The sequence below is a fragment of the Pontibacter toksunensis genome, from assembly GCF_042686245.1.
Lineage (GTDB): Bacteria > Bacteroidota > Bacteroidia > Cytophagales > Hymenobacteraceae > Pontibacter > Pontibacter toksunensis.
Map to the genome: position 1 here is coordinate 1 of NZ_JBHUOX010000015.1, position 14,103 is coordinate 14,103.

Annotated in this window: 11 protein-coding genes and 1 tRNA gene; 4 read left to right on the plus strand and 8 right to left on the minus strand. The window is 47.6% G+C overall.

Annotated elements, in window-relative coordinates:
• Window positions 1–576: 576 nt before the first annotated feature.
• The 4 genes from ACFS7Z_RS18045 to ACFS7Z_RS18060 all read right to left on the minus strand — a co-directional run bounded on the left by ACFS7Z_RS18045 (window position 577) and on the right by ACFS7Z_RS18060 (window position 5,595).
• Window positions 577–1,860, minus strand: a complete 1,284-nt coding sequence (locus tag ACFS7Z_RS18045) for an adenylosuccinate synthase (protein WP_377487542.1) — start codon at window positions 1,858–1,860, stop codon at window positions 577–579.
• A gap of 687 nt (window positions 1,861–2,547) precedes the next feature.
• Window positions 2,548–2,898 carry an STAS domain-containing protein gene (locus ACFS7Z_RS18050; protein ID WP_377487544.1) on the minus strand — a complete coding sequence of 117 codons (351 nt, stop codon included), beginning with the start codon at window positions 2,896–2,898 and terminating at the stop codon, window positions 2,548–2,550.
• Window positions 2,876–3,370 carry a Fur family transcriptional regulator gene (locus tag ACFS7Z_RS18055; RefSeq protein ID WP_377487546.1) on the minus strand — a complete coding sequence of 165 codons (495 nt, stop codon included), beginning with the start codon at window positions 3,368–3,370 and terminating at the stop codon, window positions 2,876–2,878. The genes ACFS7Z_RS18050 and ACFS7Z_RS18055 overlap by 23 nt, the downstream gene beginning before the upstream one ends.
• 23 nt (window positions 3,371–3,393) lie before the next feature.
• A complete protein-coding gene (locus ACFS7Z_RS18060) occupies window positions 3,394–5,595 on the minus strand; it encodes a RelA/SpoT family protein (protein WP_377487729.1) in 2,202 nt (733 codons plus the stop codon).
• Window positions 5,596–5,852: 257 nt separating this feature from the next.
• On the opposite strand from ACFS7Z_RS18060, the gene ACFS7Z_RS18065 reads away from it, so the two are divergent.
• From ACFS7Z_RS18065 to clpX, 4 genes are all read left to right on the plus strand, one after another.
• Window positions 5,853–5,934, plus strand: a tRNA-Leu gene (locus tag ACFS7Z_RS18065).
• A 76-nt stretch (window positions 5,935–6,010) separates the two neighbouring features.
• On the plus strand, window positions 6,011–7,336 hold the full coding sequence (tig, locus tag ACFS7Z_RS18070; protein WP_377487548.1) for a trigger factor: 1,326 nt from the start codon (window positions 6,011–6,013) through the stop codon (window positions 7,334–7,336).
• 86 nt (window positions 7,337–7,422) lie between these two features.
• Window positions 7,423–8,121, plus strand: coding sequence for a ClpP family protease (locus ACFS7Z_RS18075; protein ID WP_377487550.1), 699 nt, complete (start codon window positions 7,423–7,425; stop codon window positions 8,119–8,121).
• 352 nt (window positions 8,122–8,473) lie between these two features.
• Window positions 8,474–9,697 carry an ATP-dependent Clp protease ATP-binding subunit ClpX gene (clpX, locus tag ACFS7Z_RS18080; protein ID WP_377487552.1) on the plus strand — a complete coding sequence of 408 codons (1,224 nt, stop codon included), beginning with the start codon at window positions 8,474–8,476 and terminating at the stop codon, window positions 9,695–9,697.
• An 807-nt stretch (window positions 9,698–10,504) separates the two neighbouring features.
• On the opposite strand, the gene lpxB is transcribed toward clpX, so the two are convergent.
• From lpxB to ACFS7Z_RS18100, 4 genes are all read right to left on the minus strand, one after another.
• Complete coding sequence (gene lpxB, locus ACFS7Z_RS18085; protein ID WP_377487554.1) at window positions 10,505–11,635, minus strand: lipid-A-disaccharide synthase; 1,131 nt, start codon at window positions 11,633–11,635, stop codon at window positions 10,505–10,507.
• 83 nt (window positions 11,636–11,718) lie between these two features.
• Window positions 11,719–12,141: a 6-pyruvoyl trahydropterin synthase family protein gene (locus ACFS7Z_RS18090; RefSeq protein WP_377487556.1), complete on the minus strand. Its 423-nt coding sequence runs from the start codon at window positions 12,139–12,141 to the stop codon at window positions 11,719–11,721.
• On the minus strand, window positions 12,142–13,149 hold the full coding sequence (locus tag ACFS7Z_RS18095) for a FecCD family ABC transporter permease (RefSeq protein ID WP_377487558.1): 1,008 nt from the start codon (window positions 13,147–13,149) through the stop codon (window positions 12,142–12,144).
• Window positions 13,146–14,051, minus strand: a complete 906-nt coding sequence (locus ACFS7Z_RS18100; RefSeq protein ID WP_377487560.1) for an ABC transporter substrate-binding protein — start codon at window positions 14,049–14,051, stop codon at window positions 13,146–13,148. The genes ACFS7Z_RS18095 and ACFS7Z_RS18100 overlap by 4 nt, the downstream gene beginning before the upstream one ends.
• Window positions 14,052–14,103 lie beyond the last annotated feature (52 nt).

Here is a 14,103-nt window from a genome sequence, read left to right on the forward strand (position 1 = left end):
TCTGCTTCCCTGTGAAGCGGGTTGCAAAGGTAAGAAACCTTTCCCTTTCCGCAAGGCTGGAGGTAAAGTTTTTTTCTCTTTCCCCCTGCCGCTTTTCATGACGTGGAGGCTGTGTTACCAGCCCCTCCCCCCTTCCTTGTGAAGCGGGATGCAAAGGTAAGAAGCTTTTTTCTCTTTGCAAGGGGCGCCGGCACAAAAACCTGCTGTCTCCTGCCTGTTCCCGGGCAAGTGCCTAAGGCTGCGGGGAAAAAAAATTAAAAGAACTTTTGCAAACCCAATCCCGTGTGGTTACCGCACTCTGCCAGAGTTCCTGTATCTCGAAGAAATTACTAAATGCTCTATAAACTAAATGCTCTATAAAAGTATTTAAGCTTTAAAAGTATTTAAGCTTTCCTACCTGCGGCTTGGGCATGAGATGACAATATCCCTGAGGCACTTCATACCCTACTTTTCTGTAGGTTTCCCCATATGCCGGAAGAATATTTACGCCATCCTTATCCACGAGGTTACACCTATCTGGCAAATAATGAGGGCCCTCATTATTTGCCAGAATTTCTGCCTATTGCTTTCTGCAACTTAAGCAGTCACGGCTTCACGCTTCAATGTGCTCTTCCTATCCGGGCCAACTGATACAATTGTTATCGGCACCTGCAGGTGTTCTTCCAGAAACGTCAGGTAATTCTTAAATGGCTCCGGTAATTCCTCAACTAAATGAATCTTATTCAAATCCACTTTCCAGCCAGGCAATTCCACATAAACCGGCTCCAGCTTTTCTGTTTCTAAGTTATGCGGCACCTGATCTGTTAACTCTCCAGATGCCAACTTATAATGCGTGCACACTTTAATTGTATCAAACTCTGTCAGCACGTCCGCCTTCATCATGTTCAGCTGCGTTACGCCGTTTAACATGATTGAGTATTTAAGGCTTGGCAGGTCTACCCAACCACAACGGCGCGGACGGCCAGTGGTTGAACCAAACTCACGGCCAGCCTGGCGAATATTCTCTCCTACCTCATCCAGTAACTCTGTTGGGAAAGGGCCGCTGCCTACGCGAGTACAATAGGCTTTAAAGATACCGTATACTTCGCCGATATGCCGTGGCGCCACACCTAAACCAGTGCAGGCACCTGCCACCAACGTGGTCGAGGAAGTTACAAACGGGTAGGTGCCAAAATCAACATCCAGCAAAGCACCCTGTGCTCCTTCCGCTAATATGCGCTTGCCGTTTTGGATGGCGTTGTTGATCATGTACTCCGTATCTACCAGTTGCAGCGTACGCAGATAGTCTACAGCCTCAAAGAAAGCCTGCTCCTGCTCCGCAATATCCAGATCTTGCCCGTAGAACTTCACGATGCTGCGGTGGCGGTCCAGTAATTTATTGTAGCACTCCCGGAAATCATCTGAAAGGATATCTCCTACACGCAGCCCCACACGGCCAATCTTATCCTGGTAAGTCGGGCCTATCCCTTTCAATGTAGAACCAATCTTGCCGCTACCTAAAGCTTCTTCTGAAACACGGTCCAGCACTCTGTGCGATGGCAGTATAAGAGACGCTTTTTTAGAAATGAACAGGTTTTTCGCCGCGTCTACGCCTCTGTCTGTCAGTTTCTGCATTTCGGTGCGGAACACGATGGGGTCCAGCACGACACCGTTACCAATGATATTCTGAATATGTGGATGGAAGATACCAGAAGGGATCTGGTGCAGCACGTGCTTTGTGCCTTCAAACTCCAATGTGTGACCTGCATTTGGGCCGCCCTGGAAACGGGCTACAATGTCATAGGTCGGGGCCAGTACGTCAACGATTTTTCCTTTTCCTTCGTCGCCCCACTGCAGACCTATTAATATATCAACTGCCATTTATGTATTTAATAAATTGATTCTTTTAAGAATTGCGCCGCATTTATTATAAAGCTCTTTCTTGTTCTCAAAGCCTCTTTTACAGTCGCTTACCCCTAAAAGATCTACCCAAAAAAATTGACTACTCTCTTTTTACTCCCAAATGTAATGAATTTATTATTTTAAATTAAATTGAATGAAACTCAAATGAGAGTTGAGGAGGAAGCGAGATGTTCATACTTTTTATTCTTTCCTTCTCGGTTGCCTGGCACTTCTTGCCGTTCAGCGTTTTGGTGACACCACCTCATTCGGCTCTCTGTTCCAAACAACCACCACAAATATTATATTGCAACACATCAACACCATAGAAATGCTATCATTGCCAGAGGGTGACAGAGGTTATTTAGAGGTTGAGGTCAAGACCTGGAGAGACCTGCAGCAGTACACTATTGGATACAGGAGCATTTTGGCTACATAAACAAAAATGTTTTCATCAAAATTAACATCCCGGAGACAGAGAGAAGATGTGTCTTAAAAGAACTGAACTTGATGAACATCAACCCTAAGACGATATTACCTGATCTCCAAGGGTCAGCGCTTGATTGTAATTTCAAGCTTTTCCTGTTTGCTGACAAGACAAAGTTCATGTAAAACAGAAAGAGCCACCGGTTAGGGTGGCTCTCATGTTTATTTCGGGGCTTAGGATCTTTAGTAAATCGACTCTTTTAAAAACTGCGCCGCAAAGTCATCATTCTCAGCGATAGTGAAAATCGCATTTAGCTTTGTAACGATTAAAAGCTTGCGGATGTGATCGGATGGTTTGATGAGCACCAGCTCGCCGCCACGGTTCCTGAACTTGGTGAGCAGCGACACCAGCACGCCCATGCCGCTACTGTCCATGAAGCGCACGTTAGACAGGTCGATGGCGCACAGCAGCGACACCAGCGGCTTTCCGCCATCCACGTCGTCGATCATGCGCTGCGTGTCTGTGCCGGCTATCAGGTCTCCCTCTAACCTTACAAATAAGATGTCGTCCTTAAGCTCTGTCTGATACTTCATGTTGCTTTTCCTCTGTCGCTTTTTTGGCACGGCAATCGCCGCAAATGCCGTATAAGTTAAGGGAATGATGTAAGATATGAAAATTCAGCAGGTCCCCTACCATGGTCTGTATATTATGAATGCGCGGGTCGCAGAACTCTACTACCTTGTGGCACTCCGTACATATTACGTGGTCGTGCTGCCGGTAGCCATACGATTTTTCATATTGCGCCAGGTTACGGCCAAACTGGTGCTTGCTCACCAGATCGTTTTCTACCAGCAGATCCAGGGTGTTGTACACGGTGGCGCGGCTTACGCGGTAATTCTTGTTTTTCATGCTGATGTAGAGCGATTCCACATCGAAGTGCCCGTCGCGGGAGTATATCTCTTCCAGAATAGCATAGCGCTCCGGTGTTTTACGCAAGCCCTTGCTCTCTAAGTATGCTGTGAAGATTTTCTTTACTTCTTCGAACTTTACTGTATTTAATGCCATATCTGTCTTAATGATAGCCCCTCTTAATCGAAGCGCTCTACGGTAAGTATTCCGTTCACCTTGCCCATGCGCTGCATCAGCATGTCGAGGTGACCGGTGTCGTTTACAAAAACCATGATGTTGCCCTCAAAGATTCCATCGTTGGAATCCATGGTGATGGAGCGCATGTTTACTTTCAGGCTGGTGGAGATAACTTTTGTCAGGTCATTGACCAGTCCCACCCGGTCGGTGCCTTTGATACGGATACCCGCCAGGAAGGCAAGCTCCTTCTGATCTGTCCACTTGGCTTTAATGATGCGGTTCCCATAGTTGGACATCAGCTCAATGCCGCGCTTGCAGTTTGTTCGGTGAATCTCGATTCCCCCGCTTTCGGTCTGGAAGCCGAAAACGTCATCGCCCGGTATAGGGTTACAGCAAGGGGCCACCGTGTAATTCTCCATGTTAGCCGTGTCTCCACCTATTACCAGCATATCGGAATTAATCCCCCTTATCTTCTGTACTTCCTTATCAAAGGACTTCGGCTCCAGCATAGAAATTCCCTTCTCGGCAGTAGCTGTGAAGATAACCTCCTTAACACTCTTAATATCAATATACCCTGTGGCTATTCTATAGTATAAATCCTGTGCTGAGGGTACATTAAAATAAGCCTGCAGCTTGTTGATGTTATTTTGCGTATCGGCTACCTCCAGTTGCTTCAGGCGGTTCTCCAGCATAGCCCTGCCCAGTTCCGATTTGCTCTTGCGTTCCTCGCGCAGGGCATCCTTAATGCGGGTACGTGCTTTAGAGGTAACGGCATACTGCAGCCACTCCTCGTTGGGCTTCTGTTTCTGCGACGTCAGGATCTCCACCTGGTCCCCGTTCTTCAGTTTGTAGCTCAACGGCACCAGTTTCTGGTTTACCTTCGCGCCCAGGCACTGCAAGCCAATGTCGGTATGGATTTCGAAAGCAAAGTCGAGCGCGGTTGCCTTATCCGGAAGAATGATGAGCTCCCCCTTCGGCGTAAATACAAACACCTCCTCCACAAAAAGGTTTTTGCGGAACTCATCCATAAACTCTAATGCGTCGGAGTTGTTAGCCTCCAGCATATCGCGCACCTTGTTTATCCACATCTCAAGCCCTGACTCCCCGGAGGCGACACCTTCTGTTTTATATTTCCAATGAGCGGCATAGCCTCTCTCGGCAATCTCGTCCATCCGCTTTGTCCGGATCTGCACCTCTACCCACTGTCCCGACCTGCTCATCACCGTAGTATGCAACGACTCATAGCCATTTGCCTTCGGCGTGTTCACCCAATCGCGCAGGCGATCAGGGTTGGGCTGGTAAAAGTCAGTTATAATAGAGTATACCTGCCAGCAGGCCGCCTTCTCGTTCTCCAGAGGCACATCCAGGATAATGCGGATAGCGAAGAGGTCGTAAATCTCATCGAAGGTGATGTTCTGCTTCTTTATCTTCTTCAGGATAGAGTAGATGGACTTGGGCCTGCCTTTAATCATAAACTTAAACCCATACTTGCGCAGCTCCTCCTCTATCGGGTGCAAAAAGTCTTTGATAAACTTGTTGCGGGCACTGCGCGTCTGCCGGATCTTGTTAGAGATGTCCTTGTAGGTATCCGTGTCAGTATACTTCAGGTACAAATCCTCCAGCTCCATTTTAAAGGTATACAAACCCAGGCGGTGCGCCAGCGGGGCGTACAGGTACATGGTTTCAGAGGCAATCTTCAGCTGCTTGTGGCGCGGCATGCTGTCGAGGGTACGCATGTTGTGCAGGCGGTCCGCCAGCTTAATAAGGATAACCCGCACATCGTCGCTCAGCGTGAGCAGCATCTTACGGAAGTTCTCGGCCTGCTGCGAGGTGCCGTAGTCGAACACACCTGATATCTTAGTAAGCCCTTCAATGATTTTGGCAACACTCGGGCCAAACTCGCGCTCAATATCGGAGATTTCCAGCTCGGTGTCTTCCACTACATCGTGCAGCAGCGCTGCCACAATAGCGGTGGTACCAAGCCCTATTTCCTCTACCGCAATCTGTGCCACCGCGAGCGGGTGCAGAATATAAGGCTCACCCGATTTGCGGCGCATTCCGCCATGCGCTTCCAGCGAGGTGTTAAAAGCTTTCTTTATGATTTTGGCATCGTTATCCTTCAGGAAAGGCTTGGCGTACCGAAGTAATCTTCTATAATGTCTTAAGATCTCTTTGCGTTCTGCTTCTGGATCGATCATAGTAATATGTATGGGAACAAATAAGTTAATGCTCTAAACAGGGCACACTTACCTCCTGCCTTATATATACAATTATGTAGCTGCTTTATTCGTTCAAATATAGCTGAATATAAAATGCAACCAATAACCAGCTGCAGCTAAAGCCCCAGGGCCAACCCGGAGGTATGTAAGTTAAAAAATATTTGATAAAATTTTACGCCGGGTATTGCTTTTAAAATTTCAGATAGTAACTTTGCACCAATATTACAAAAAAGCACAATCAAGCGGATGTGGCGAAATTGGTAGACGCACTAGACTTAGGATCTAGCGCTGCGAGGCATGGGGGTTCGAGTCCCTCCATCCGCACAAAACTCAAACCCTCAACAGCCATGTTGGGGGTTTGTTTTTAGTAGATATTTCAAAAAATTAAAACTTATAAGCCTTGAATATTACATTAAATCAAACCGACAGCACCAATGCACAACTGAAGGTGATACTGGAAGAGGCCGACTACGCTCCGAAAGTAGACCAGCAGGTAAAAGAATACAGCAAAAAAGCTCAGATCAAGGGCTTCAGACCTGGTAAAGTGCCTGCAGGGCTTGTAAAGAAAATGTATGGCAAGAGCATCCTGGTAGAGCAAATCAACAAAACGCTGCAGGAGGAGATCTCCAAATACATCCGTGAGAACGATGTAAAGCTTTTAGGTGAGCCGCTTCCGGAGCCAAGCCAGGAACAGATTGACTGGGATACGCAGAAAGAGTTCGAGTTCAACTATGCCGTAGGCCTGCTTCCTGACTTTAACCTTCCGCTGGATAAAAGCGTAGAGGGCTACAGCATTGAAGTGGACGAAAAGACACTTGACGAAGCATATACTAACCTGAAGCGCCAGTTCGGCAAAACAGTTAATCCTGAGACATCTGAGCAGGGTGATTTCATCTCCGGCGAGTTAAAAGCGGTAGAAGGCGAGTTCCAGTCTAAAACCCTTATACCTACAAACCGTGTGGTGGAAGGACAGGAGCAGTTTGTAGGTGTTAAGGAAGGTGACGTTATCCGCTTTGACATCCGCAAGACTTTTGGCGACGACAACGCGGCACTGGCACATGTTACCGGCCTGAGCAAAGATGACGTGGCTAACCTGAACGGCGAGTTCGAGTTTACAGTTGAGAAAATCAACCGTACGGAGGAGGCTGAGCTGAACCAAGAACTTTTTGACAAGCTTTTCGGTAAAGACGAAGTAACAACAGAGGAGGAGTATCACAACAAGATCCGCGAGACCATCAAGGAAAACTATGAGCGTGAGGCTGACAACCTGTTGTACCGCAACATCATCGACACCCTAGTAGATAACGTGGAGGTGGAACTCCCAACAGAGTTCTTCAAGCGCTGGCTGCTGGTTACAAACGAAGGCAAACTGACGCAGGAGCAGGTTGAAGAGAACTTCGACAAGTACGAGCGTGAGCTGAAGTGGTCGATGATCAAAAACAAGGTAGTTGAGGAGAATGAGTTGAAAGTAAGCAACGAAGAAGTAGTGAGTGCTACGAAAGAGAAAATGCTTGCTCAGTTCAACATGCCGGAAATTCCTGAAGAATTGGTGGAGAGCATGAACAACTATGCTAACCAATACCTGCAGCAGGACAATGGCCGTAACTACATACAGGAGTACGAGCAACTGCTGGCCGAGAAGGTGCTCGCTAAACTAAAAGAGCAGATGACTGTTGTAGAGAAGACGATCACTGCAGAGGACTTCAAAAACAAATCGTTTGAATAACCGAACGAAAAAACTATATTAGCGAAAAGGTCCTTTCTTAAAGGACCTTTTTTATTTGTAAACAAAACCGTAAACCTAAACAAGATATGTTTAACAAAGACGAGTTCCGGAAATTTGCCGTAAAAGGCCAGGGCATGAGCGGCCTGGGCGTAGACCAATATATAAATCATGTAGAAGGCAGAGCCATGCACACTATTGAGAGCATGACCCGCTCCGTAATTGAGGAACGCCCCACTAACTTCCGGGAGATTGATGTATTCTCCCGCCTGATCATGGACCGCATTATTTTCCTTGGCACCCAGGTAGATGACTTTATCGCCAACATTATTACGGCGCAGTTGCTTTTTCTGGAGTCAGCAGACGCGAAGAAAGACATCCTGCTGTACATCAATAGCCCGGGTGGCTCTGTTTATGCCGGCTTGGGTATTTATGACACCATGCAGTATGTGAACCCGGATGTAGCAACTATCTGCACTGGCCTAGCAGCCTCCATGGGTGCCGTACTGCTTGCTGGTGGTGCCGCGAATAAGCGCTCTGCCCTGCCGCATGCCCGCGTTATGATTCACCAGCCAATGGGTGGTGCTCAGGGGCAGGCTTCTGATATCGAGATCACAGCCCGCGAGATCCTGAAACTGAAGAAAGAGCTTTATGAGATTCTGGCAGAGCACTCCGGCAAATCTTACCAGGAAGTGTATGACAACTCTGACCGCGATTACTGGATGAAAGCAGAGGAAGCCAAAGAGTACGGTTTGATCGACGAAGTGTTAGTACGCAAGAAAGGATAGGCATTATCCCAATTAAAAATTGCACTGAACCCACTCCAGTTTTTGGAGTGGGTTTTTGTTTGCCTGTGCTCCACTTGCTCATTGTGATATTCCCGCTTCTTTTCTTATTAAAATCTCATAATATTAAAATATTTATCAACAGGCTAATGTGGAAATATATACGTTATAACTAATTGATAATCATGTAAATAATCAACAATATAAAAATATACATCTTGAAATTTATCACGGCATTTTAATGCTTTCGTAACATTTAGGTAAAAAAATTTGTGCTTAGATAAATTTTCAATTTTGTACCTTTGTTTTAAGTCCTGACATTTGAGGCAGGATATAGGTGAATCAACGGGTTCTTATGGCAGAAATTACTTGCTCATTTTGCGGCAAAAATAAGAAAGATGTATCGGTGATGATATCTGGTATCAACGCGCATATTTGCGACCGTTGTATCGGACAGGCACAGCAGATTCTGAACGAGGAAAATAAAATACGCGCCAATAGCCGTACTCCAAAGTTCAACCTGATGAAGCCGAAGGAGATGAAGGGATACCTCGACCAGTTTGTTGTGGGGCAGGATGAGGCGAAGAAGGTTATGTCGGTGGCAGTTTACAATCACTACAAGCGCCTGATGCAGCCAACCGAGAACCAGGATGTAGTTATTGAGAAGTCGAACATCATTATGGTGGGCGAAACAGGTACAGGTAAAACATACCTGGCGCGTATGATGGCAGGAATACTGCAGGTGCCTTTCTGTATTGCCGATGCTACTGTGCTAACAGAGGCTGGTTACGTGGGCGAAGACGTGGAAAGCATCCTGACGCGCCTGCTGCAGGCTGCTGACTATAATGTGGAGTCTGCGGAGCGCGGCATTGTATACATAGATGAAATTGATAAGATTGCCCGTAAGAGCGACAACCCTTCTATAACCCGCGATGTAAGCGGCGAGGGTGTGCAGCAGGCCCTGCTGAAGTTGTTGGAGGGAACTTCTGTAAACGTGCCGCCGCAGGGAGGACGTAAACACCCGGAGCAGAAAATGATTACCGTTAACACAGAGAACATCCTGTTTATCTGCGGTGGTGCTTTCGTTGGTATCGACAGGTTGATTAAAACCCGCCTGAACACCCGCCCTATTGGCTTCTCTAAGTCGAAACAGGATGATGAAGAGGAAAGCGAGAACTTCCTGAAGTACCTGACAGCACAGGATCTGAAAAGCTTTGGCCTGATACCAGAACTAATTGGCCGCCTGCCCGTGCTGACGCACCTTGACCCATTAGATAAAGAAACGCTGCGCCTGATCCTCATTCAGCCAAAGAACTCTATCGTGAAGCAGTACAAGCGCCTGTTCGAGATGGAAGACATCAACCTTACTTTTGATGACAGTGCACTGGAGTATATTGTGGAGAAAGCGGCAGAATATAAACTGGGTGCCCGTGGCCTGCGCTCTATCTGCGAAGGCATCATGACTGATGCCATGTTTGAACTCCCGTCGGAAGAAGGCACAAAAGAATTGCTGATTACCGGGAAGTACGCCCGCGAGAAGTTTGAGAAATCAAGCCTGAAGCAGTTGAAAGTAGCTTAAGATTGAAGATATTATCATAAACAGGAAGAGGTAGTCTACAGTAAGCTACCTCTTCCTGTTTATACCCTTGTCGGTTTTGCTTTTATCAGTACAAGGAAAGGCTTAATTGCATCATCAAATATTTTCTCAGACCATGCGTCGGCCAGACGTGCCATCCAGATGATTATCATCAGCGGAGGACGCAGCGGTAATCAGCAGGACAGCAATTGTTAATCCAGTAATCCCTAAAGCAATTAGTATAGATTTCATAATTCGTTTGTTTAGCTAGTGGCACATAAGCAGCTTCAAAAGCTACCTATACTCTATACGGTAGCCTGTTAGCTTCGAGTTGTATGGGCTCTTGATGAGTAGTGCCCTGTGCTATGCAACTCCACAACACCTTTGCTGTTAAGCAGGCTGCTCTTTATCCTCCTTTGAAGGTAAGACTGATTCCTTCTCCCTTACACTGGCGCAAGTTTTTAAACTTGTGTCTAACAATAATTCCGAGTTTGTAACTCGACTGGGCCAGAGGCCCAAAAGTAGTGGATACGGGCGAGGACGCTAGCGCATAAAGGGTGAGCAGCTTCAGACTATAGTTGTACAAGATTATTCGCAGTTGTAATCATCCCCCTACCCCCTTCAAAGGGGGACTCTTCAAAGCCATGTACCTTTTAATATCATTGATTATAGTATACAGCTAAGGAGGAGGACCTATACCAAGGTTATGAGGACACAGCATAATGCCCCAGATAAATAGGATGTAGCTTCTTGAAGAAGCGGGAAGCGAGAAACGGTAAGTTACTGACCTTGGTACCTATTCAGCTTCAGTTAGATAGGCTGGCGTATATCAGCCTGGAGGTACTGCACCATCAACTGCGCGGCACGCTCTGCTGTTCTGAAGTCGCCAATCTTCTGGCGCACCAGTGCATAGCCCTCTTCCTGCTTTTTCAGGAAGTGTTTGTCGAAGAGCACGTTCTTGAGCTCCGCGATGATTTTCTTCGGGGTGAAATCGTCCTGTATCAGTTCTGTTACCACTGGCTTGTCAGCAATCAGGTTTACCAGCGAGATGTAGGGAACCTTAATGACCATTTTAGCAATGGAGTAGGAAATGGCACTAGTGCGGTAGCACACCACCTGCGGCACGCCAAAAAGTGCCGTCTCCAATGTAGCCGTTCCCGATGTTACCAGTGCTGCACGGGCATGGGCAAGTAAATCATATGTCTGGTCGTAGACAATCTTGATGTTCGGGTCTTTGTTGTACTGCTCGTAGTAGGCTTTAGAAAGGTTAGAAACTCCTGCCACTACAAACTGGTAGTCCCGGAAAGACGGCAGCACGCTCAGCATCACGTCCAGCATCCCTTCTATCTCCTGCTTGCGGCTACCTGGCAGTATGGCAATGATAGGTTTGTTGTTGTAAAGCTTGTTTCGGATTCTGAAATCCGGTGTGCGCACATGGTCTGTTACAGAGTCGTTCACCGGGTTGCCTACATAATCTACCTTATAATCGAAACGGGCATAGAAATCCTCCTCAAAAGGCATGATAACAAACATGCGGTCTACCACCTTTTTAATTTTATACACACGGCTCTGGTTCCATGCCCAGATTTTAGGCGAAATGTAATAGTAAACTTTCAGTCCGCGCGCCTTAGCAAACTTAGCGATGCGCATGTTAAAGCCAGCATAGTCCACAAGTATCACCACATCGGGCTGGTATACTTTTATGTCGGCCCTGCACTCTCTCAGAAAGCCAAAAATTTTACCTAAACTCTTCAGCACCTCTGCGAATCCCATATAGGCCATCTCCTGGTAATGACGCACCAATTCCATACCAGCCTGTTGCATCATATCGCCGCCCCAACCCCTTATCTGCGCCTCCGGGTCTTTCTTCCGAAGCTGCTTGATGAGGTTAGAGGCGTGTAAGTCACCGGAGCGCTCTCCGGCTATGATGTAATACTTCATAGCAGTTTGTTTCTGTTAATGCTACCGTACAGGTACAGGAGGGCGGCAGGCAGCTCATATAATACGAACCGCTTCACTATTCTTTATTCGCCGAAATACTCTACGTAATTACGTGGTGTTTCGTAAAGCTTCAGGCTGTGTAGTTGTGCATTTTTATTTGAGATGTCGAGAATGCGTGACTCCAGAATCTTCCAGAACTCCACGATCAGGTTCTCTGTGCTGGCCAGTTTATCTTCCATAAAAACCACATCAAGGTTCAGGTTCTTGTGGTCTACCTTTTCGATGATGTGCGTACGGATAAGGGTGCTGAGCTTTTTGAGGTCAATCACAAAACCCGTATCCGGATCTGGTTTACCTTTCACAGTCACGATTAGCTCATAGTTATGCCCATGCCAGTTGGTGTTAGCACATGGCCCGAAAACCTCCTTATTCTTCGCCAACGACCAGCTCGGGTTGTGCAGCTTATGTGCTGCATTAAAGTGCTCTAACCTGCTTACGTAAATCATCTAACCTCTAAAATTGTAATTCTTTCTGAGTAGCAAATATACGAAGAAAGGAACACCAAAGAACGAAGTAATGATTCCAATTGGCAAACCTGCAGGTGGGTAAATTAACCGCGACAGCAAATCGCAGAGCAGCATGAAAAAGCCGCCCACAAATGCGCAGAAAAGCAGGTTAGATCGGCCGGTGGTTCCCATGAGCCCACGCGTAACGTGCGGAATAATCAATCCCACAAAGCCAATTGGCCCGGAGGTAGCTACAGCAAAGCCTGTTACGACAGACACGGTAATTAAAATTACCCAGCGTGTGCGTGCTACCTGTACGCCCAGTGCCTGCGCCCGCTCCTCTCCCAGTAACAGAATGTTCAGCTGCTTCTGATAATAAACAAACAGGAGCAGAGCCGCCAGCAAAGCCGCAGCAGGATAAGGCAGCATGGTCCAGCTGGCGCGCTCAAAGCTCCCCATCGACCAGAAGATCACGGTTCTTAGCTTGCTTTCGGAATCAGACAGAAAGGTAAGCAGGCCTACGATGGCAGTGCCCAGCGAAGAAATAGCAATACCGGCGAGCAGTAACTGCGACGGAATTAGCTGCCGTTTGCGGTAGCCCAGTATCACTACCACCAGCGTGACCACAAAAGCACCCGCCAGCGCAAAAACGGGCGGCATATAGATACCAGCCAAGGTTATGGGCACAAAGCCAAAAAACACGATAATAGCTCCCAGAGACGCACCCGAGGCAGTACCCAAAAGGTAAGGATCGGCAAGGCCGTTATTGACCATCGCCTGCATCAGGTAGCCCGCAAGAGCAAGTGAGGCTCCCACCACCAACGCCAGCAGCAGGCGGGGCAGACGCAGGTGCATCAGCACGTAATGTGTGGTGTCATTGGGGTTGTAATGCAGGAAAGCATCGGCTAAGATACCTAAATCAGACTCAAAGGAGCCCACCTGCAAGCCCAGTACCAGTACGACCAGAATGAGCAAGAAAGCAACCGTAAAATACAGTGCCCTACTCATGGATAAAGGAACCGCTCCAACTCCCGAATAGATTCCACCACACGAGGCGAAGGCCGCGCCATTAAATCAGTAGTCGGTTTGTAGAGGCGCTGGTTCTGGTAAGCGTTGGTCTTGCGGAGTTCCGGGTATATGCTGAAGAAACTCTCCTCCAGTTCCTGCGGCGTTCCTCCCAGTATAACATCAGGGTTACTCTTTAAAATTTGTTCTCTTGTCAGCGGCTCATAGGTTTCTTCCACAGCATTCTCTGCACCCAGGATGCGTAGCTTATCTGTAATAGCTGTGTTGTGGCCGTACACATAAATCGGGTCGTAGCCTGGCAGACCCAGCACACGCAAGGGCTGTGCCTGCTGCTGATGCCGGGCCCTGATCTGCGCGACCTCTTGCCGCAGTGAATCTGCCAAGTGTTCTGCCTGCTGCTCCCGCCCCATTATCTGGCCAATGTCCTCGAGGGCAGTAAAAATATCCTCTACTGTTTCGTAGCGCTGGTAAAACACGGGTATGCCCAGTTCCTCCAGCCGTGCAGCCACATCCAGGGGTGTGATGCCCTCCACGGTAAAAATAAGATCTGGTTTCAGCCGGAGTACCTCCTCGTAATCTACCGGGTAATTATTCACCACCGGCTTGGTGAGAGCGGCGGCAGGGTAATCGTCGTTTTGGGTGCGGCCTACAATGGTGCTGGTGTCAAGCACAGCAAACAGCATCTCCGTCATCGATGTGGCCAGCGCCATCACACGTTTCGGCTGTCCATTTAATTTTATCTCCCGCCCCAGGTCATCTTCCAGTACAATTTGCTCCCGCTCTTGCTGGTCTGCCGGATTACAGGATGACAGTGCCAGTAGCAGGCAAAGGCACAGCAGCCAGTTAAATTTAATGTACAAGCCTACGTTTTGATTCTGTTTCAAACTTCAGATTTGTTTATGCCCTTGCTTACAAAGAGCAGGCTCCATTTATTTT